We start from the raw sequence: 19,553 nt of genomic DNA, 5'->3' as shown, positions 1-19,553 counted from the left end.
CTTTGTCATCATTGACGGCATGAGTGAAGACCCAGCGGAGTCGGAGCGCTACGAGGCGGAGCGCTGGGAGGCCGAGCGCGAGGAGCGCCGCCGCGAGGTCAACGCCCTGTCGGGACGGGTCGCGGTCGTCCTCGTCGCGCTGTTCCTGGCGTTCCTGACCTACGACTCCGCGCGGACCGCCGTCCAGGCGCACGCGCGCGGCGACGACTGGATCTACCCGCCCGCCGTGATCGGCGGGATCTGCGCCGCCGCGCTGGGGACCCTGGTCGCGTGGGTCGCGCGCCGGGTGAAGTAGCCTTCTGTGAGTGACCGACAGCGCGAATCCAGCCATTGACATCCCCGCCGACCTCAAGCCCGCCGACGGCCGCTTCGGGTGCGGGCCGTCGAAGGTCCGTCCGGAGCAGCTCGCCGCGCTCGCTGAGTCCGGCTCGACCTACATGGGCACCTCGCACCGGCAGAAGCCGGTGAAGTCCCTGGTCGGACGCGTCCGCGCGGGCCTCGCCGAACTGTTCTCGCTACCCGAGGGGTACGAGGTCGTGCTCGGCAACGGCGGCACCACCGCGTTCTGGGACGCCGCCGCGTTCGGGCTCGTCCGGCAGCGGTCGCAGCACCTCACGTTCGGCGAGTTCTCCAGCAAGTTCGCCAAGGTCACCACGTCCGCGCCCTGGCTCGGAGACCCGACCGTCATCTCCAGCCCGCCCGGCACGCACCCCGAGCCGTCCGCCGAAGAGGACGTGGACGTCTACGCCCTCACCCACAACGAGACGTCCACCGGCGTCGCGCTGAACGTCGCGCGCCCGGCGGGGACGATCGCCCGCGAGGGCCTCGTCCTGGTGGACGCCACGTCCGGCGCGGGCGGCCTCCCCGTGGACGTCACCGAGACCGACGTCTACTACTTCGCCCCGCAGAAGTGCTTCGCGGCGGACGGCGGCCTGTGGGTGGCGCTCGCGTCCCCGGCCGCGCTGGAGCGGATCAACGAGATCGCCATGTCCGACCGGTACATCCCGGAGTTCCTCAACCTGAAGACGGCGGTCGACAACTCCGCCAAGGACCAGACCTACAACACCCCGGCCGTGGCGACGCTCCTGCTGCTCGCCGAGCAGATCGAGTGGATGAACGGCCAGGGCGGGCTCGACTGGACGACGTCCCGCACCGCCGACTCGTCCGGGCGGCTCTACACCTGGGCCGAGAAGACGTCCTACACGACGCCGTTCGTGGTCGACCCGGCGCAGCGTTCCCAGGTCGTCGGCACGATCGACTTCTCCGACGAGGTGGACGCCGCCGCCGTCGCGAAGGTCCTGCGGGCCAACGGGATCGTCGACACCGAGCCGTACCGCAAGCTCGGCCGCAACCAGCTCCGCATCGGCATGTTCCCCGCGATCGACCCGGCCGACGTGGAAGCCCTGACCAACTGCATCGACTACGTGGTCGAACGCCTTTAGTCCATCGGGGGGGCGACCCCCCGAACCCCCCGGCTGCGCGCACGGGTCTCCTCGCTCTGGTCGCTGGCGCTCCCTCCGCTGCGGGGACGCGGCGCGCCGGGCATGCCCGCTGCGCTCGCAGAGCTCGCTCCGCGTGCCTGTCCCGTAACCGGTGGCCAGGGTCGTCTCAGGCGACGGTCAGCAGGTCGGGGCGGGGCGCGGGGGTTGCGAGGCGGTGGCGGAGGGTGGTGCGGTCGCGGTGCTCGTCGGCGGGGGTGAAGCCCGTCCAGACGCGGTCGTCGAGGTCGGTGGCGCGGGCGGTGGGGACGAAGCTCGCGGTCGCGAGGACGCCGGGACGGTCGCGGCGGCCGGGGCGGCGCTCCGTCCCGATCTTCATGTAGGTGCCCTCGCGCAGCATGACGGCGGCGGCGAGCTCGACCCGCGTGTACCGCTCGACCTCGCGGAACCAGCGCGGGTTGGACGCCCAGTAGAGGTTGTGGTCGGTGTCGACGGCGACGGTCAGCGGGCTGAGGGCCGCGCGGGCCAGGTGCACCACGGTCGGGCGGTCGCGGTCGACCCACGCGAGCGCGGCCCGTCCGACCAGCGCGGCGAGGGCGTCCGCCGCGTCGGACGGCCCGGCGCAGCCCGCGAGGACCTGGAGGATCGGCTCGCTGTCGGTCGTCCCGGCGGCGGGCGGCAGCGCGTACCGGGACCGCAGGTCGGCGGCGTCGACGTCGCCGTTGTGCGTGCCCACGACCCCGGCGGAGGCCCGCCCGGGGCGCGCGAGTGCGGCCGTCCCCGGGACGACCATCGGGCTCGCGTTGTCGGCCTCGACCGGCGAGCCCTGCGTCGCCCACCGGGTGTGGCCGAGCGCGACCGGCGCGCGGTCGAGCTCGGCCAGGAACTCGGGCCGCCAGATCCCGGAGAAGCGGCCCCGGCCCTTCACGACGCGGCAACCCCCGCCCGCGTCCGGCCCGCCGAGCCCCGGCCAGTCGCCGAGCAGGGCCAGCCCGGCCGAGTCGGTGCCGCGCTCCTCGGCGAGCGCGCCCAGCGTGACGAAGACGTCCGACGCCCGTCCCGGGTCGTCGGCGAAGGGAGAGCGAACCACCCCGAACAATCCGCACATGCAGGATGAGATGCAGATCATGGGTGGACGGTTCGCGTCGCTCGGGCGGCCGAATAAGCTCGGACCCGTGAACCGCGCGCCCCGCTGGCTGCTCCCCACCGTGCTGACCGCGCTCGTCCTGGCCGTGGTCGTCGGTGCGCTGCTCCAGTGACCACGGCGCGGGCATGATCGGCGGGGCGCGGAACGGGGATGATCGGGGCATGGCGGGCAACGGGTGGGCGCTGCGCGCCGGAGCCGCGCTGACGGCCGTCGGGACGGCGGGCTGCGCGCTCGCCCCGGCCGCCGCGGCGGCGGGCGGCGACGACGACGAGGTCGCGTTCACGATCAACGATCCGCGGATCACCGAGTCGAGCGGGCTCGCGGCCAGCACGCGGCATCCCGGCATCGTGTACACGCACAACGACTCGGGTGGCGTCCCGCGGATCTACGCGCTCGGCATGGACGGCCGGGTCCGCGCGGTGCTGACGGTCGCGGGCGCGGGCGCCCGCGACTGGGAGGGCATGGCGCTCGGCAGGGACGCGGCCGGACGTCCGGCGATCTTCGTCGCGGACATCGGCGACAACCTCGGCGGGGCCTGGCCGTACGTGACGGTGTACCGCGTCCCGGAACCCGCGCGGATGCGGAGCCAGACGCTGCGCGCGACGGCGTTCCGGGTCAAGTACGCAGACGGCCCGCGCAACGCCGAGACCGTCATGGTCAACCCGCGCACGAACCGGCTCTACATCGCCAGCAAGCTGTTCGGCGGCAAGCTCTACGAGGCCCCGGCCAGGCTCAGCACCGGCGGCTTCAACACGATGCGCAAGATCGGCGACGCGCCGCCCATCGCGACCGACGGCGCGTTCTCCCCGGACGGCCGCACCTGCGTCGTCCGGACCTACTTCGGCGCCCGCTTCTACGAGGTCGGCCCGGACGGCAGGCCCGGCAGGACCCTCAAGACGATCGACCTCCCGATGCAGAAGCAGGGCGAGTCGGTGACCTACACGCCGGACGGCCGCTCCATCCTGGTGGGCTCGGAGGGGCGGGGCCAGCCGGTCTACCGGATCCCGCTGCCGAAGGAGGCGCGGCCGTCGTCGGCCCCGTCCGCGAAGGGGCCGAACAGCGCGGGCGAGGCGGGCGGCCCGGAATCCGGCCGCAAGGACGCGACGAACACGAGGGTGGGGCTGTTCCTGGCGCTCGCGATCGCGGGCGCCGTGGGATACGGGTTGGTGCGGAGACGGGGGGCGTAGGCGGGACGGGAGTGACGAAGGCGAACGGCTCGACCTGACCGGCGCGATGGAAGTCGGTTCCGGAGGGCGATCGGATCGTGGAAGGGGGCGACGGGCCCTCGGGGGCCCGTGTGAGGATGCGGACTGTGGAGCATGAGCTGGTGGGCCTCGCGGGTCCTGGCGGCCGGTGGCGTCCGGTCGCGGCCGGGCCGTTCGCCCTCCTCGCGGTGGCGCTCGCGCTGCTGCCGATCCGGCCGGTGTGGCTGTGGGCGGCGCTGATCGGGACGGTCGCGGCGATCCCCTGGGTGCTCGGCGCGGCCCCGGAGGCGCGGCGGCGGCGGCCCCGGCCGTACTGGCGGCTGTCCGCGTCCGGTCTGGAGCAGATCGGGCCCGGCGGGCTGAGCGTCGTCTCCTACGAGCGGTCCCGGATCGACGGCCTCGCCATCACGACCGGCGACGGCGTCCTGACCGTGTTCCACCGCTTCGGACGCACCGCCGTCGGCGGGCTGACCACGATGGGCCTGGAGCCGCTGGCCGTGTTCGTGACGGCGCGGCGGCTCGGCATCCCCATGCACGTCTTGGACGGCGAGGCCAGCGACCTGCTCGACCCCGCGCTGGACGAGGCCCTCACCGTCCCCGGCCTGGACGACGACGTCCCCGGCGGCGGCACCCTGCCCCGCGACCACGCGGCGGAGCGGCGGCTGCTCGACCAGGAGGCGGCGCTCATGGCGGCGGCGCACGAGCCCTCCATCCGGGCGGGCGGGCCGTCCGCGCGCGGGACGGGCGGCGGGCAGCAGCTCGACACGCCGGAACCGCTGCCGAGCCGCCGCCGGGTGGTCGTCCTCGGCGCGCTGACCGCGCTGCTCGGCGCCGTCATGATCATCCGGATCGCGGTGGACGGGACGAGCGCGTTCGGCGCCCGGCTCGCCGCCGGCTGCTGGGCGCTCGCCGCCATCGCTGGCGTCCTCGCCGCGCGCCGCAGGCTGCTGCGCGCCGCCCAGGTCCGCTGGACGATCACCGCCGAGCGGCTGCTGGTGCGGGCCCGTCCCGGCCGCCGCCGCGAGGCGCAGGATCTTCGCGCGGGCGACGTCGCCGCCGTGGTCGTCGGCCCCGGGCTGCGGCTCGACCCGGTGAGCGGCGAGCCGCGCCGCGCCGACCTCGCCGCGCTCGCGTTCGGGCACCGGCTCGAACTCGTCGCCCGGCTGCCCGCGCACGGCCTGGACGGCTTCCAGCTCGCGCACGCCCTCGACGACCACGGCTACCGGGTGATCACGCCGGGGGCGCGGGCGCCGCGCCGTCCGCAGTACGGCCTGGAGGGGCTGCCCGAGGTGTTCTCGCAGGTCCCCGGCGGGCGGCTGGTCGTCGCCGACGGCGGGCTCGGCTGGGCCGACGCGGCGGGCGACGTCGTGCTGAAGATGCCGGAGGACCGCATCGGCGGCATCGAGCTGCTGACGATCGGCGGGCACGCCTGGGTCCGGCTGTACGACACAGACGGCGACGAGTTCTTCGCCGCGCCGCTGTCCGCGCTCCGGATCTCCCGCACCGACCTGCGCGACGCGGCGCGGCGCGCGGGCCTGCCGGTGAACGACGCCGAGTACGACGCCTACCTGAGCGCCGCCTTCCACTCCGCCGTCTCGACGCTGGCCGTCCCGGAGGAGGAGGCGGCCGAGCCCGCGGCCGCGGCGCTGCCCGCGCAGAGCGCCGGGCGGGACGGCGGGTCCGGCGCGGCGACGCGCGCGGAGACCCCGGGCGAGCACGACGTGACGTTCACGGTGTCCGCCCCGCCCGACCCGGTCACCGCGCCGGGCGCGCTCCTCGACGCGACCCGCCGCTCCCGCGTCGGGACGTACGGGATGAGCGTCCTGCTGTGCGAGGCGGTGGCGCTGCTGGGCGCGGTGTGGCTCGGCCCGGAACTCGGCGGGTTCAACCGGACGGCGACGTGGTCGGTGCCCGCCGGGCTGGTCATCGGGCTCGTCGGGTACTGGCTGTACGACCGGAACCGCCCGCAGCTGCGGGTGTCGTCGGCGGGGCTCGCCGTCGTCACGCGGCGCGGCCGGGTCGAGTGGAACCTCGGCCGCGACCGGGTCGGCGGCGTCGGCATCGACGAGGCGGCCGAGCGGATGCCCCGGCTCGTCGTGTGGAGCCCGTCCGGGCGGGTGCTGCGGCAGGTCGCGTTCCCGCCCGACCTGGACGCGCTGCGCCGCGCGTGCGAGCGCTACGGCCTGCCGTGGGGGCCGCCGGACGCCGACCGCCCCGCGCCCCCGCCCCCCGAGCTCTGACCGCCCGAACTCTGACCGCCCGAACTCTGGCCGCCCGGGCTCTGCCGCAGCGACCACGTCTTCAGCGGCTCGTAGGCGAGCTGGTCGTAGTCCTTGCCGGGCAGGTGGCTGCGGATGAGCTGGACCGACTCGGCCGTCCACGGGGCGCCCGCGAACGCCGACAGCGCCTCGATGAGCGGGCGGACGTCCACCGGCCTTCTGGACCGCGCCAACGTGAGGTGCGGGCGGAAGCCCCGGTGCTTGTCGGGCAGCGTGCCGACCCGGCGCCCGGCCGCCGTCGTGGACGCCGCGAGCCGCGCGACCCGGCGGCGGTCGCCGAACAGGCCCGTCCACAGGACGCGGGCGTGCGCGCCGCTGCCGGGGAACGCGCCCGCGCCCGCGAGCGACAGCGCCATCCGCTCGTGCCGCCCGACGGCCCGCTCCAGCCTCGGCAGCAGCCGGTCGAGGGTGCGGTCGTCGACCTCGCCGAGGAACGTCAGCGTGACGTGCATCAACTCGCGTCTGACCCATTTCAGCTCCGGCACCGACGCGCGGTGCGGGCGGACGGCCTCCTCAAGCTCGTCCAGGATGTCCGGCGGCGGAACGAGCGCCACGAAAAGCCTCATGGGAGCGTCCGGAGGGCCACCGGGTCAGCATTTCAGCAGATGGCACCCGTTGTCACGCGGAACCGGCCTCCCGCGAGGCGGAACCGGCGGGCGGCGGGCCCGGCCGCCGCCGCAACCGCGCGAGCGCCGGGCGGAGCGAGCCGCGCGGCGCGGCCATCGCGCCCACCGCGAGCGAGGCGAGGGCGGAGACGAGCCCGCCGAGGACGATGCCGGTCCGGGCGCCGAACTCCTCGGCCAGCCAGCCGATCGCGGGCGCGCCGACCGGGTTCGACCCGAGGAACACGAGCATGTAGAGCGCCATGACGCGGCCGCGCATCTCCGGCGCGACGCCGAGCTGCATGGTCGCGTTCGCCGCCGTCATGATCGACATCATCGCGATCCCGGTGGGGACGAGCAGCGCGACGAACGTCCAGTACGTCGGCATCAGGCCGGTCGCGACCTCCAGGAGCCCGAACAGCAGGCCCATCGCGACCAGCAGCCGCAGCCGCGGCCGGGACACCCGGCGGGCCGCGAGCAGCGCGCCGCTCAGCGCGCCGAGCGCCAGCATGCTGGACGCGACGCCGAACGCCGCAGAGTCGGTGTGGAAGGTCTCCTTGGCGACGAGCGCGACGGTCGTGGCGAAGTTCATGCCGAACATGGCGAGGAACCCGATGAGGATCAGCACCAGCATCAGGTCGCGCCGCCCGCGCACGTAGCTGAGCCCCTCGCGGAGTTGCCCCTTGGCGCGTTTGACCGGGGGCGCGGAGTGCAACTCCTCCGGCCGCATCGCGTACAGGCCGAACAGGACGGCCCCGAACGACGCGGCGTTCACCAGGAACACCGGGCCCGTCCCGATCATCGCGATCAGCACGCCCGCGACGGCGGGGCCGAGCAGCCTGGCGCCGTTGAAGGTGGCGCTGTTCAGCGCGATCGCGTTCGGCAGGTCGCGCTTGCCGACCATCTCGACCACGAACGACTGGCGGGCCGGGTTGTCGACGACGGTCGCGAGGCCGAGCCCGAACGCGAGCACGTACACGTGCCACACCTGCGCGGCGCCGGTCACCGCGAGCAGGCCGAGGATGAGCGCGAGGACGCCCATCGACACCTGCGTCAGCACGAGGATGCGGCGCTTCGGGTACCGGTCGGCGATGACGCCGCCCCACAGGCCGAACAGCAGCATCGGCAGGAACTGGAGGCCGGTGGTGATGCCGAGCGCGGTGCCGCTGCCGTGCGCGAGTTCGAGGACGAGCCAGTCCTGCGCGACGCGCTGCATCCACGTCCCGGTGTTGGAGACCACCTGCCCGGCCGCGTACAGCCGGTAGTTGCGGACGCGCAGCGAGCGGAACATGCCGCCGCTCTTGGGCTCCTCGACGCCCGCGGCGCCGGCGGCGGCCTCGGGTTCAGATGCGAGGGCCTCCTCCGGCTCCGGCGGTTCCGGTGTTTCCCGCGGTGTCGGGGCCTCCGGCGCTTGGAGCGATCCAAGCCGCTCGACGGAGGCCTTCGCGCGGACGGGTTCGTCCGCGTGCGAGGGCGGCCCGCAGGGTTTCGCGGCGTGCCGTCCCGGCGGATGCGCGGTCGGACGGTGCCGCACCCGCGCCGTCAGGCCGGGCGCGGACGACGGGGGCGGGGAGAGGGGGAGGGCCGCGGCCCGGCCGGTGCGCGCCGGAACCCGCCCGCGGGGCCCGCGCGGCGCGGCCCCCTCGGGTTCGTCGAGGCTTTCGTTAGCAGAAGTCATTAACCCTGCTAACAATAATCGGGGCGCGGTCATTCCGGCAAGCGCGCCCCGATCCGTCAGGAGCGGCTGAGCTTGTCGATGATCGGCGCCGCGCGGCGCAGGATCCGCCGCTCCTCCTCGGTCAGCTCGGTGAGCCGCCTGGCCAGCCACGCCTCCTTGCGGCGCCGCTCGTCCGCCAGCAGGTCGGCGCCCGCCTCGGTCGCGTTCAGCACGACCTGGCGGCCGTCCGTCGGGTGCGGGCTGCGCGCGACGAGCCCCCGCTCCTCCAGGAACGCGATGACCCGGGTCATCGACGGCGGCTGCACCTTCTCGTGGTCGGCGAGCTCGCGCGGCGTCATCGACCCGTGCCGTTCGATCGCGGCGAGCGCGGCGAACTGCGTGAGCGACAGCGGGCTGCGCGCGGGGTCGGCGCTCGCCGGCCCGCGCAGCGTGCGCAGCCGGCGGGACAGCCGCGCGATCGAGATGCGCAGCTCCTCGGCCAGTCCCGGCTGGGAGGTCGCGCGGTCCCGGGTCGGTGGCGTTGTCATGGTCATCGCTCTCCTGTGCCGCCGTCGTGGACGCCGGAGGACGCCGGCGCCCGCCCGCCAGGGCGGTCGCGGGAGGGCAGAGGTCGCATCGCCCTCCCCTTATAAGCATGTCCGCAATCGGGCCGCGTTGCGACAGCGGGTCGCCCGCTTTCGCAGGTCGCGCGTGCCGTGCGCCGCCCGGCCCCGGCCGCGTAGCCTGATCGCATGACCCGACCGCGCCGCCCCGACCCGCCCCCGATGCGGACCAACGACGTCCGCATCGCGGCCGCGGGCGCCGCCGCCTGGACGGTGGCGCTCGTCGTGCTGCTCATCGTCGGCCTGCCGTCCGAGGATCGCTGGTGGCTGTGGGTGTGCGTCACGGGCGCCGCGAGCGGCGTCTTCGGGGTCTGGTACGTCCCGCGGCTCCAGTCCCGCCGGGCGGGCCAGGAGGCGGCGCGAGCGGCGAGGCGGGAGTCCGGCTGAGGCCCCCCGGCCGGGGTCCCGGCCGGAGGCTTCCCGGCTAAGGCTCCAGTTCCGCTTCGGCCAGCAGGAAAGGGAGCCTCGCCGGATCGCGCAGGACGGCTTCGATGGTATGCCGCTCGGTCCAGTTTCCGGTGGACCACGCCAAGGCTCGGGCGAGCCCGGCCGTTCCGGCCGCGCGGATTTCGCCGTCTCTCGTCCACCACGGGACGTTCTGACCGTCCACGATCAGGCGTTCGTGGGCGAGGTAGTGGGCGGGGACGTCGGGCAGGACGGCTCGTACCACGTCCGGCACAGGACGCTTCTCGCCCTCGCTCTGCACGACCCCAGGGATCTCGTCACCGGCGAGGGGCAGGTCGAGGAGTTCGGCTAGGCGGACGTCCCGGCCTTGGGCGGCGATGACGAGCGGTTGCCCCTGGAGCAGCGGCAGGACGTCCGGACCGTCGAGGACGAGGGCGTCATCGGCGTCCACTACCTCGACCTCGCCGTCCACGACCGCGCGTACGTGGACGGGCGGTTCGACGTCCGGGTGGGGGGCGTCGGCCAGGGCCGTCCAGAGGACGGCCAGTTGGGATCGGGTCACAGATCGCGCCGGGTCACCGAGGCGGTCGAGCAGCTCTTGGGCTCCGGCGGGTTCGTCCAGCAGATCCGCCAGGGACGTGCGGACGCCCAGGGCGAGGAGCAACCGTTCGTCGAATCCGCCTGGGGCGATGTCGTAGAGACCGGACAGGGTGTCGTCCCCGGGGAGCCTGAACTCGCCGGGCCTGCGTCCGTCCAGTACCGGACGGCGGCTCAGCCACCACGCCGTATACGACGGGACGGAGGCGCGCCGCCCGTCATGCAGGGTCACATGGACCGGATCGACGATCGCCGCCCGCCACGGCGCCTCGGCGAGGACGCGCAGCGCGGCGGACCAGTCGTCCACGAGCTCCAGGTCGCGTACGGCCGCGAACTCCGGGACGAGCGGCGGCAGGTCCTGCGGGCCCACGCGCCGCAGCGTCTCGTCGGCCCAGCGGTCCTCGTCGTCCAGGTCCAGGGTCTCGGCCTCGTCGGCGAGCCCGGTGAGGTTCACGTCCTCGGCCTTGGCCAGGGCGAACCCGTCCAGGACGCCGACCGCCGTGAGCGTCTCCGCGCCCCACCGCTCCAGGAGGTCGGGCCCGACGACGCCGAACGGCGCGTCCTCCGCCATGAGGTCGCGCAACGGGCTGTGCGGCAGGAGGAGTTCCCCTGCGGGGTAGAGGTCCCCGTCATCGCCCGGTAGGGCCAGCTCCGCGAGCCAGGGCTCCTCCCCCGGTTCGATCCGTGCGGACGCGACCAGCCCCAGGACGGCCTCGGCGACGGCGTCGGGATCGTCCGCCTCGAACGACTCCTCGACCGCCGCGCGGACGGCGGCGTCGGCGAGGACGGCGCGCGGCCCCGCCTCCACTGCGCCCAGCCGGGCCAGCAGCGGATGCACCGCCTCGGGGTGGACGAACCGCAGCCCAAGCGCGTCCAGGCCCGCCGGATCGACCCCGTCGGCGATCAGCAGCCCGCGCGGGCCGCGGACGGTCCGTCCCCCGCCGGACTCCCGCGCGCCCGCCAGCGGTACCGGGAGAGCGCCCAGAGCGTCTGTCGCGGCTCCGGCGAGCGCCTCGTACACCCGGTGCCACCACGCCGGTTCGCGGTCCACAGCGGCCAGCTCATCGACGACGTCGGCCAGTTCCACGCGGCGCACCCCGAGCGCGGCGAGCGCCGGGCTCCGCGCGGGCCACTCCGGCGGCAGCAGCCCGCCGACCACGCCGTCGCGCAGCACCTCGACGAAGGCGGGCGGCGCGTCCACGGCGACCGCGTCGCGGCCGCGCGCGCGGCCGGGCAGCAGCGGCGCCTCGGGGAGGCGTTCGAGAACGCCGCGCCGGAGGCGGGCGTCCAGTTCGCCCGCCCCGACGGGCCCCGGCACGAGGCGAAGCACCCCCGGCGAGGCGGGAAGCCCGGTCAACAGCCGCACATAGGTCTCGGCCGCCCGCTCGATGAGGAAGTCCGTCAGCGGGCCGGGCGCGACATGGCGCCGGTCGGGCGCGAGCGGGAACGACGCGAGAAGCAGCGCGGGCAGGTCGAGGCGTTCGTCGCTGGGCGTGGGGGCGTGGACGACGCCGGGCGTGCCCTCGGGGAGGCCGTCCTCGGGCAGCGCCCACCGGACCTGCCAGAACGGCCGCGCCCGTTCCTCCACCGGACGGTCCGCCAGGAGCGCGGCCGGAGTTTCGCCGTGTTCCTCGGCCGTCCGCCACACGGCCCCGTCGATGACCACCTCGCCCGTCGGGCGATGCTCGGCGGTCAGCTCGCGCGCCTCGCCGTCGACGTCGATCTCGACGGTCTCCAGGGCGGGCAAGGCCAGCATCAGCGCCGCGTCGATCTGCCCCAACTGCGCCCGGACGGCCTCGACCGCGTCCGCGCGCAGCGGGAGCCGCACCACCGTGTCGAAACCGCCGGGGATCTGCGGCGGGTCGTCCATGGCGAACGGCAGCCGGAGCAGCGGCACGTGCCCGCCCCGCCGCTCCAACTCCCCCGAGAGGGCGGGTTCGGCGTCCACCAGTTCCCGGGCGCGGCGGCGCGACCAGAGCACGCCGCCCGTCCGGGACGCGATGGCGGGCTCGTCCGAAACAGCCACAACAGCCGCGAAGCCCACGCCGAACCGTCCGACCGCGGCGGCGTCGTCGCGTTTCGCGGAGGCGCGCAGGGTCGACAGCGCCTCCACTCCGGCGGCGTCTAGGGCCGACCCCGTGTTCGCCGCCGTCAGCACGGAACCCCGCAGGGCCAGCCGCAGCCGCCCGGGGACACCGGCGCGCGACGCCGCGTCGGCGGCGTTCTGCGCCAGCTCGACCACCACGCGGTCGCGGTAGCCGCCGAGGGCGTGGTCCTCCTCGGCGTTGGCGTCCTCGCGGAACCGGGCGGGCGACTCGCTCCACGCGCGCAGCACCCGGGTGCGCAGCGCCCGAGTCCCGAACGCGTCCATGGTCAGCTGTGGCCGAGGGCCTCGTCGTCCAGGGGCGCGATGTCCTCGGCGAGGTCCTCCGCGATGCCCTCCGCAGTACCGGCGGCCGGGCTCGCGGGGACGACCTCGTACCCCAGTTCGTCGATCACCGGCGGGTTGTGCTCGGACACCGCCGGGAGCGACACGGCCTCCGAATGCGCCCCGCACCCGTGGTCGGCGGACACGACCCGCCCGTCGTCGGGCGCGTACTCGTTCGCGCACACCCCGAACATCTGCCGCAGCTCGCCCGCCAGCGCGACGAAGAACCCGCAGGTCGAGCACTGCGCCGGGGCGGAGGCGGCGATCGGGGCGCGCGGCCCGCCGACGCCTTCGTACCAGCGTTCGGCCGCCTCGTCCCGGCCCTCCCTGGACAGCACCCGGACGCGGCCGAGCCCGAGCTCCCACTCCGCCTGCCGGTCGGCCGAGTCGTCGACCGCCGTGTAGCCGGGCGCGAGCCGGACGTCGTCAGGCGCGGTCGGCAGCAGGTCGCCGGGCCCGAGGTCGCCGGGGCGCAGCCGCTCAAGCCACGGCACCCACGGCGGGGCGAGCAGGGCGTCGTCGCCCGGCAGCAGGACGCACTCGCTGACCGTGACGACCTTGGCCCGCGACGCCCGCGTCACCGTGACCGCCCACCGCCAGCCCTCGTACGCCGGGTCGAGGCACTCGAAATAGTGCGTGACCACGCGGTCGCCCTCGGCCCGCAGGCCGAGGTGCTCGCCGACCTGGCCGGGCCGCGCCGTCTCCGCCGCGGCCTCGCGGGCGAGGTCGACGGCCTCGGCGCAGGCGGCGTCGACGGCGGGCGTGCGGGTCCGCCGGGCGGGCCCTGAGGTGGTGCGCGCGGACGCGGACCGCGCGGGGCTGGTCTGACGCAATGGGCTCACATGTCGATTCTCGCCCATGGAACGACGTGTCCGGGCACCCCGCCCACCCCGAACGTGAAATCCCCCGCCGCCGGAACGGAGGTGAGGCCGCATCGCCGCGGGGAACGTAGTCTCAGTTGGGTCGCCGTATCGGCCGAATCGCTTCGGGGGCGCGCACCCCGGCGAACGGCCCGAACGACCGCAGGGAGAGATCAGGGCGCATGGGTGACCGGACGCGGCTCGGGCGGGCCGTGCGCGCCGCCGCCGAGGGATCGGCGCTGCCGCTGCGCGGCGCCCGCTCCGCCATGCTCGGGACCGGGCGGCTGACCCGCCGGGTCACGCACGCGAACGGGGCCGGACGCAGCGGCCTCGGCAGCCTCATCGAGGCGTCGGCGTTCAACGCGGCGGGCGACGCGCTCGTCACCGTCGCGCTCGCGGGCACGCTGTTCTTCGGCCTGGACGTCAACCAGGCGCGCGGCCAGATCGCGCTGTACCTCGTCGTGACGATGGCGCCGTTCGCGCTGGTCGCGCCGCTGATCGGCCCGGCGCTCGACCGGGCCCGGCACGTCCGCCGGTACGCGATCGCGAGCTCGTTCGTGATCCGCGCGCTGCTGTGCTGGGCGATGGCGAGCGCGCTCCCGCACGGCGACCAGGTCACGTTCCTGCCCGCCGCGTTCGGGGTGCTCGTCCTGTCCAAGGCGTTCGGGGTGCTGCGCGCGGCCGTCACGCCGCGCGTCCTGCCCGACCAGATCACGCTCGTCACGGCGAACGCGCGGGCCTCGTTCGCCGGGCTGATCGCCGCGTCGGTCACCGCGCCGGTCGGCGCGGGCCTCGCGCTGCTGATCGGCGCCGACTGGGTGCTGCGCATCGGCACGATCGTGTTCCTGCTCGGCGTCGTGTTCACCATGCGGCTGCCGCAGCACGTCGACGTCCCGGAGGCGGAGTGCCGCCCGGACGACGGCGAGGGCGCCGCCGTGCGGGGCGCCAGGCACTGGCGGACGTTCCCCCGCGTCGGCCCCGTCGTCGCGGAGGCGATGCAGGCGAACGCCGTGCTGCGCGCCTTCTCCGGCTTCCTGATCATCTACCTGGCGTTCCTGCTGCGCCAGGAGCGGTTCGACCCGGTGTCCCACAAGGTGGCGCTCGGCCTGCTCGCGGCGTCCGCCGGGGCGGGCGGCCTGATCGGCACGGCGCTCGGCGCGTGGATGAAGGCGCGGGCGCCCCGGTTCATCGTGTCGGCGACGCTCGCGGCCGTCACGGCGGTCGCGGCGGCGAGCGCCGCCTTCTTCGGGCTGTGGGCGGCGCTCGCGGTGGCGACGGCGGCGGGCCTCGGCCAGGTGCTCGGCAAGCTGTCCATGGACGCGGTCGTCCAGCGCGAGATCGGCGAGGAGATGCGCTCCTCCACGTTCGCGGTCTCGGAGACCCTGCACCAGCTCGCCTGGGTGGTCGGCGGGCTGCTCGGCCTCGGCATGTCGATCGTGGCGGACGGCCAGCTCGCCCTCGCGGTCGTCTCGGCCGCGCTCGCCGCCTCGTTCGCCTGGCTGCTCAGCAGGCAGGCCGGGACGCGCCGCCGCGGCAGCCGGGACGGCCGGGACACCCGGGAGAGCCGGGCCCATCCCACGATCACGGACGCGCACCCGGAGATGCGCACCTGAGACCGCCTCGCCGAACGGCTAGGGCGCGGCCAGGTCGTCGGCGACGGCGCGCAGCACGGTCGCGATCTTCTTGGCCTCCGCCGGGGCGGGGTGCTTGCCGCGCCGGTAGGTGTTGGAGATCCCGTCCAGCAGCTTGATCAGGTCCTCGGTGATGACGACCATCTCGTCCGGCTTCTTGCGCCGCTGCTTCGCGATGGTCTTCTCGACCGAGGGGAGCGTCTCCAGGACCCGGACCTGGAGCGCCTGCTGGCCTCTGCGCCCCTCGACCACGCCGAACTCGATGCGCTGGCCCGGCCGGAGCGTCGTGACCCCGCCCGGCAGCGCCGAGGAGTGCACGAAGACCTCACCTCCGTCGTCGCGGGTGAGGAAGCCGAACCCCTTGTCGGAGTCGTACCACTTGACCTTGCCAGTCGGCACCGGAGACCTCGTTCGGTAATCGTCCTGAATCGACCTCAAGATTAGTGCCTCGCCAAGGGCCGGTGTACACACCGGGTTCCCTTACCGGAGGCCCGTGGGCCGCCCGTCCGACGCTATCCCGGCGGTGCTCCGGCGGCATCCGAATATCGCGCCGCAGCTCACGACTAGCGCGCCGGCGCGCGGGCCGCGGAGAACCCGCCGAGCCATTCGGGAAACGCCAGCAGGTCGGGCAGGACGACGTCCGCGCCATACGCCGTGAGCGCGGCCGAATCGAACGCGCCTGTCGCCACCCCGACCGCGACGGCGGACGCCGCGCGGGCCGCGTCCACGTCCCCGGTGTGGTCGCCGATGTAGGCGGCGGCGCCGTGCTCGCGGAGGGCCGCGCCCTTGTCGGCGCCGAACAGGCCGCCGACCACCGCGTCGGCCTCCAGCCCCAGGTACCGGACGGTCCGCTCGGTGTCGGCCTGGTTCTTGCCGGAGACGACGATGACGCGTCCGCCGCGGGCGCGCACGGCGTCCACAGCCGCCGCCGCACCGGGCATCGGCAGGGTCGCGGGAATGGCGAGGCCCGGGTAGATCTCCCGGTACAGCTCCACCATCGCGGGCACCCGCTCGGGCGGGAACCAGTAGGCGAGCTCCTCCTCCAGCGGGGGGCCGAGCCGCCGCACCACGGCGTCGGTGTCGATGGCGACGCCGGTCCGCGCGGCGATCGCCGCGTACACGGCGCTGATCCCGGCGCGCGTGTCCGCCAGGGTCAGATCGAGGTCGAATCCGAGCGCGAACGCGCCGCCGGACGATTCCAGGGGGTCGAGATCGAGCACGCCCACCAGGTTAAGGGGCTGGACACACGCGAAAACCCGCGCTCTCCTGGTAGTGGCGATGCGACGGGATCCGAGTAGGAGAGCGCGGGAACTTTCGCGCGGGAACCGTTCTGTTGTGGCCGGAACCGGCGTCGCCCGGTCCACCGGGAACGGCCGCCCGTGCTGCGGATATACCCGGGCCCCCGACCACAAACCAGGTGACCAGGGAAAACACAGGACTCGAACAGACCACCCCCGGCAAAAGGACGAGCGGGCCCCGCGGTCCGGCCCGGCCGTCCGCCCGCGAACGCCCCCGGCGAAGGAGGCCGCAGATGGCTGACACCCCCGACCGCCCGTCCGGCCAGGACCCGTTCGGGACGGCCACCGGCGAGCACGCGACGACCCGCGTCGATCCGGGCAGGGGACAGGACGGCCCGCCCGCGCGCCGGTCGCTGACCGCCAGGGCGGCCGCCGCCCGCCGCCGGACCGTCGGCGTCCTCGCCACCGCCGTCTCCGCCGCCACCACGCTCGTCGTGGCGATCCTCGCCGTGCACATCGTCTTCGTCGCGTTCGAGGCGAACACCGCGAACGGCATCGTCCAGTGGTTCGGGGACCGGGCGCACGAGCTGTGCTGGCAGTTCAAGGACGTCTTCCAGCCGTCCGATCCCAAGCTGGAGGTGGCCGTCAACTACGGCCTCGCCGCCGTCGTCTACCTGGTGGGCGGCCGGATCGTGGTCGCCCTCGTCCGCCGCCTGGCCTGACGCCGCGCGGCCCCAGGGGGACTCGCGGGGCTCAGCCGCGGCCGGGGAAGCGGACGCTGTCGAACGGCCACGCCGTCGTGAGCCACTCGCGGACGAACTCCTCCAGCTCCTTCTCCAGGGCGGAGTTCTCCTCGTCGGCGCGGACCCAGAACACGACGACCGCGTCGACGTCGGGGTCGTCGCACGGCGCGACGTGGATGCGGCCGAGCTGGCGCTCCCCGTCCGGCGTGATCACGACGTAGCTGAACGAGCGGCGGAGCTGCCCCTGCTTCTGCAGCCAGGCGACGTCGATCAACGCCTGCTCGAACGTGAACTCGCTGTCCGGCCAGCCCCACTCGGGGCCGAACCGGCCGGCGAGGCGGTCCAGGCTGCCGATCACGGCGCCGTAGTCCTTCACCACGTCGTGCACGGTGATCGGACGGATCTGGAACCGGGGACCGGCCACCAGCGTGGGCACCACGAAGTCCTCGGGGAGGAAGGCCCCGTCGGCCGCCTTCCGCGGAGACATGAACATCGTCGACCCTTCCGGTGACGCCCCTCCCTGCGACGGGGCGACGTGACGAAGCCTAGTCGCCCCGGCCCCGGAGCGAGACAGATCACGGATTCGGGCGTGCCGCGCGGGACGGGGGGAGCCCCCCAGGTCGAAGATGCCTTACTGTTCTTGCGGAGGAATTCATCACCATGACGACATCTACGCGCGAGCGGATCGTGGTCGAGTCGCTCCGGCTCTTCGCCGACCGGGGCTACGCGGCGACCTCGGTCGCCGAGATCGAGGCGGCCGCCGGTCTCTCGCCGGGGGCGGGGGGCCTTTACCGGCACTTCCGGTCCAAGGAGGAGGTCCTCGCCTCCGCCATCCGCGAGCACATCGAGCGGACGGGCAAGCAGATCAGCGACGTCCTCGACCAGGCGACCGTCTTCGAGGACCGCCCGCTGGAGATCCGGCTGCGGATGACCTGCCAGGCCGGGCTCGCGAAGATGCGCGAGGAGCAGGACCTCATCCGCGTGCTGTTCCGCGACCTCGACCAGTTCCCGAACCTGGTCGCCGAGATGCGCGAGGGCATCGTCAACCCCCTCTACGACGGCATCGCGACCTGGCTGTCGACGCAGCCCGAGTTCGCGGGCGCCGACGAGGACTGGCCGGCCGTCGCCGCGATCCTCGGCGGCGCGGTGGTGAACTACTGGCTGGCGAACGAGTCGATGTACGAGCCGCCGAGCCACATCGACGAGAAGCGGTTCGTGGAGAGCTGGGCCCGGCTCGGCATGGGCCTGGTCCGCGCCCCGGCGGACGGCGCACCCGTGGAGGGCACGCCCGTCGAGGGGGCGCCCGCCACCTGACCCGGCGTTTCACGTCGGGAGCGCGCATCCCCTCCCCCAGCAGGTCATCGCACAGGTCATGGCACGGGGACTCCTACCCTTGAGGGGGCCCGGCACGGGCGGCGCGCACGCCACCTAAAGTTGAGGGACGGCATGGAGACGTATGCGGACTGGTTGCGCGCGCGAGGCGACGACGAGCTTCGCGCGCTGCTGTCCGCGCGTCCCGAGCTGCTCGCGCCCGTCCCCGCCGACCTCGCCGCGCTCGCGTCCCGCGCCGCGACGCCCGCCGCGGTGTCCCGCGCGCTCGACCGGCTCGACCGGTTCACGCTCGCCGTGCTGGAGGCGCTGCTCGTCCTCCCCTCGCCGGACGGCCTGCCCGCCGCGCTCGGCGCCCCGCCGGAGCGCGTCGAGGACGCCCTCGGCACCCTCCGCCGGTACGGGCTCGCCTGGGGCGACGACCCGCCCGTCCCCGCGCCGGGCGTCCGGCAGAGCCTGCCGCACCCGGCCGGGCTCGGACCGCCCGTCCAGGAGGTCTTCGCCGGGTACTCGCAGGAGCGGCTCGCCGACCTCGTCACCGACCTGGCGGGCGAGGCGCCGCGCGGCTTCGCGGACGCGGCGCGGCTGCTGCGCCGCCTCGCCGAGCTGCTCGCCGACCCCGCCGCGCTGATCGAGGACGCCGGTCCCGAGGCCCGCGCCGCGCTCGACCACCTCACCTGGGGCCCGCCGGTCGGACGGGTCGCCGACGCGCGCCGTCCCGTCCGGATCGGCACCGCCGCCACCCCCATCGAACGGCTCCTCGCCCGCGGCCTGCTCGCCGCCGAGGACGACCGGACCGTCACCGTCCCCCGCGAGGTCGCGCTGCACCTGCGCGGCGGGCGGCTGTTCCGGGACGTCCCCGCCGACCCGCCGCCGCTCACCGCCGCGCCCGGCGACCCGCGTCCCGCCGACGTCGTCGTGCGGGCCGCGGCGGGCGAGGTGTTCAACGCGGTCCGGCTCGTCGAGGAGCTGCTGGAGCGCTGGGGGCTCGACCCGCCGCCGGTGCTGCGCAGCGGCGGCCTCGCCGTCCGCGACCTGCGCGCCGCCGCCGTCCTGCTGGACGTCCCAGAGTGGAAGGCGGCGCTGCTCGTCGAAGTCGCGTACGCGGCCGGGCTGCTCACCCGGTCCGGCGACCTCGACGGCGAATGGCTCCCGACCCCCGCCTACGACCTGTGGCTCATGCGCGACACCGCCGGGCGCTGGACCGAGCTCGCCCGCGGCTGGCTGAAGTCCGACCGCGTCGCCGGGCTCGCCGGGGAGCGCGACGACCGCGACCGGCTGATCAACGCGCTCAGCGAGGCGATGGTCCGCAGCAGCGCGCCCGCGACGCGGCGGGCCGCGCTCGACGTCCTCGCCGAGGCGGGCCGCGG

At 74.9% G+C, this 19,553-nt stretch carries 18 protein-coding genes and 1 pseudogene; 10 read left to right on the top strand and 9 right to left on the bottom strand.

Going from position 1 to position 19,553, the window contains the following annotated elements; all coding sequences use genetic code 11:
• Nucleotides 1–19 precede the first annotated feature (19 nt).
• Together ACH01S_RS23085 and serC are read left to right on the top strand one after the other, a co-directional pair.
• Complete coding sequence (locus ACH01S_RS23085; protein ID WP_067895009.1) at nucleotides 20–295, top strand: hypothetical protein; 276 nt, start codon at nucleotides 20–22, stop codon at nucleotides 293–295.
• A 10-nt stretch (nucleotides 296–305) separates the two neighbouring features.
• Nucleotides 306–1,442, top strand: a complete 1,137-nt coding sequence (gene serC, locus ACH01S_RS23080; RefSeq protein ID WP_067895007.1) for a phosphoserine transaminase — start codon at nucleotides 306–308, stop codon at nucleotides 1,440–1,442.
• Nucleotides 1,443–1,608: 166 nt separating this feature from the next.
• On the opposite strand, the gene ACH01S_RS23075 is transcribed toward serC, so the two are convergent.
• Nucleotides 1,609–2,529 carry a class II glutamine amidotransferase gene (locus tag ACH01S_RS23075; protein WP_067895004.1) on the bottom strand — a complete coding sequence of 307 codons (921 nt, stop codon included), beginning with the start codon at nucleotides 2,527–2,529 and terminating at the stop codon, nucleotides 1,609–1,611.
• A gap of 16 nt (nucleotides 2,530–2,545) precedes the next feature.
• On the opposite strand from ACH01S_RS23075, the gene ACH01S_RS43735 reads away from it, so the two are divergent.
• From ACH01S_RS43735 to ACH01S_RS23065, 3 genes are all read left to right on the top strand, one after another.
• Nucleotides 2,546–2,698 (top strand): hypothetical protein, encoded by a 153-nt coding sequence (locus ACH01S_RS43735; protein ID WP_157406303.1) that lies wholly within the window; start codon nucleotides 2,546–2,548, stop codon nucleotides 2,696–2,698.
• A gap of 49 nt (nucleotides 2,699–2,747) precedes the next feature.
• Complete coding sequence (locus ACH01S_RS23070) at nucleotides 2,748–3,773, top strand: hypothetical protein (RefSeq protein ID WP_067895001.1); 1,026 nt, start codon at nucleotides 2,748–2,750, stop codon at nucleotides 3,771–3,773.
• Between the two features lie 125 nt (nucleotides 3,774–3,898).
• Nucleotides 3,899–6,031, top strand: coding sequence for a hypothetical protein (locus tag ACH01S_RS23065; protein WP_067894998.1), 2,133 nt, complete (start codon nucleotides 3,899–3,901; stop codon nucleotides 6,029–6,031).
• On the opposite strand, the gene thpR is transcribed toward ACH01S_RS23065, so the two are convergent.
• The 3 genes from thpR to ACH01S_RS23050 are packed head-to-tail and all read right to left on the bottom strand — an operon-like array spanning nucleotide 5,968 to nucleotide 8,877.
• Nucleotides 5,968–6,636 (bottom strand): RNA 2',3'-cyclic phosphodiesterase, encoded by a 669-nt coding sequence (gene thpR, locus ACH01S_RS23060; protein WP_067894995.1) that lies wholly within the window; start codon nucleotides 6,634–6,636, stop codon nucleotides 5,968–5,970. The two genes, ACH01S_RS23065 and thpR, sit on opposite strands and share 64 nt — an antisense overlap.
• Before the next feature lie 52 nt (nucleotides 6,637–6,688).
• Nucleotides 6,689–8,350, bottom strand: a complete 1,662-nt coding sequence (locus tag ACH01S_RS23055; protein WP_306303258.1) for an MFS transporter — start codon at nucleotides 8,348–8,350, stop codon at nucleotides 6,689–6,691.
• A 56-nt stretch (nucleotides 8,351–8,406) separates the two neighbouring features.
• Nucleotides 8,407–8,877 carry a MarR family transcriptional regulator gene (locus ACH01S_RS23050; RefSeq protein WP_067895260.1) on the bottom strand — a complete coding sequence of 157 codons (471 nt, stop codon included), beginning with the start codon at nucleotides 8,875–8,877 and terminating at the stop codon, nucleotides 8,407–8,409.
• 204 nt (nucleotides 8,878–9,081) lie between these two features.
• On the opposite strand from ACH01S_RS23050, the gene ACH01S_RS23045 reads away from it, so the two are divergent.
• Nucleotides 9,082–9,339 carry a DUF2530 domain-containing protein gene (locus ACH01S_RS23045; protein WP_067894992.1) on the top strand — a complete coding sequence of 86 codons (258 nt, stop codon included), beginning with the start codon at nucleotides 9,082–9,084 and terminating at the stop codon, nucleotides 9,337–9,339.
• A gap of 37 nt (nucleotides 9,340–9,376) precedes the next feature.
• Here the strand turns inward: ACH01S_RS23045 and ACH01S_RS23040 are convergent, their stop codons facing one another.
• Both ACH01S_RS23040 and ACH01S_RS23035 read right to left on the bottom strand, forming a co-directional pair.
• The gene (locus tag ACH01S_RS23040) at nucleotides 9,377–12,325 is read right to left on the bottom strand and encodes a sacsin N-terminal ATP-binding-like domain-containing protein (protein ID WP_067894989.1); all 2,949 of its coding nucleotides are present in this window, start codon (nucleotides 12,323–12,325) and stop codon (nucleotides 9,377–9,379) included.
• Nucleotides 12,326–12,327: 2 nt separating this feature from the next.
• Nucleotides 12,328–13,215 (bottom strand): DUF3027 domain-containing protein, encoded by an 888-nt coding sequence (locus ACH01S_RS23035; RefSeq protein ID WP_067894986.1) that lies wholly within the window; start codon nucleotides 13,213–13,215, stop codon nucleotides 12,328–12,330.
• Between the two features lie 209 nt (nucleotides 13,216–13,424).
• Here ACH01S_RS23035 and ACH01S_RS23030 point away from each other — a divergent pair, with 209 nt between their 5' ends.
• Complete coding sequence (locus tag ACH01S_RS23030; RefSeq protein ID WP_246236577.1) at nucleotides 13,425–14,855, top strand: MFS transporter; 1,431 nt, start codon at nucleotides 13,425–13,427, stop codon at nucleotides 14,853–14,855.
• An 18-nt stretch (nucleotides 14,856–14,873) separates the two neighbouring features.
• Here the strand turns inward: ACH01S_RS23030 and ACH01S_RS46550 are convergent, their stop codons facing one another.
• Together ACH01S_RS46550 and ACH01S_RS23020 are read right to left on the bottom strand one after the other, a co-directional pair.
• A complete protein-coding gene (locus ACH01S_RS46550; RefSeq protein ID WP_067894983.1) occupies nucleotides 14,874–15,272 on the bottom strand; it encodes a cold-shock protein in 399 nt (132 codons plus the stop codon).
• A 164-nt stretch (nucleotides 15,273–15,436) separates the two neighbouring features.
• Nucleotides 15,437–16,093, bottom strand: a complete 657-nt coding sequence (locus ACH01S_RS23020; protein ID WP_246236576.1) for an HAD family hydrolase — start codon at nucleotides 16,091–16,093, stop codon at nucleotides 15,437–15,439.
• A gap of 311 nt (nucleotides 16,094–16,404) precedes the next feature.
• On the opposite strand from ACH01S_RS23020, the gene ACH01S_RS23015 reads away from it, so the two are divergent.
• Nucleotides 16,405–16,833 carry a hypothetical protein gene (locus ACH01S_RS23015; RefSeq protein ID WP_083981013.1) on the top strand — a complete coding sequence of 143 codons (429 nt, stop codon included), beginning with the start codon at nucleotides 16,405–16,407 and terminating at the stop codon, nucleotides 16,831–16,833.
• Between the two features lie 31 nt (nucleotides 16,834–16,864).
• Here ACH01S_RS23015 and ACH01S_RS23010 read toward each other — a convergent pair whose 3' ends face one another.
• The gene (locus ACH01S_RS23010; protein ID WP_246236575.1) at nucleotides 16,865–17,347 is read right to left on the bottom strand and encodes a GNAT family N-acetyltransferase; all 483 of its coding nucleotides are present in this window, start codon (nucleotides 17,345–17,347) and stop codon (nucleotides 16,865–16,867) included.
• A gap of 167 nt (nucleotides 17,348–17,514) precedes the next feature.
• Here ACH01S_RS23010 and ACH01S_RS23005 point away from each other — a divergent pair, with 167 nt between their 5' ends.
• Entirely contained in the window at nucleotides 17,515–18,168 is a 654-nt protein-coding gene (locus ACH01S_RS23005) for a TetR/AcrR family transcriptional regulator (RefSeq protein ID WP_067894980.1), read from the top strand.
• 132 nt (nucleotides 18,169–18,300) lie between these two features.
• A pseudogene (locus ACH01S_RS23000) lies at nucleotides 18,301–19,553 on the top strand (helicase-associated domain-containing protein); the annotation flags it as partial.

The organism is Actinomadura chibensis NBRC 106107 (genome assembly GCF_001552135.1).
Lineage (GTDB): Bacteria > Actinomycetota > Actinomycetes > Streptosporangiales > Streptosporangiaceae > Spirillospora > Spirillospora chibensis.
This window is presented reverse-complemented; position numbering and strand designations above follow the sequence as displayed.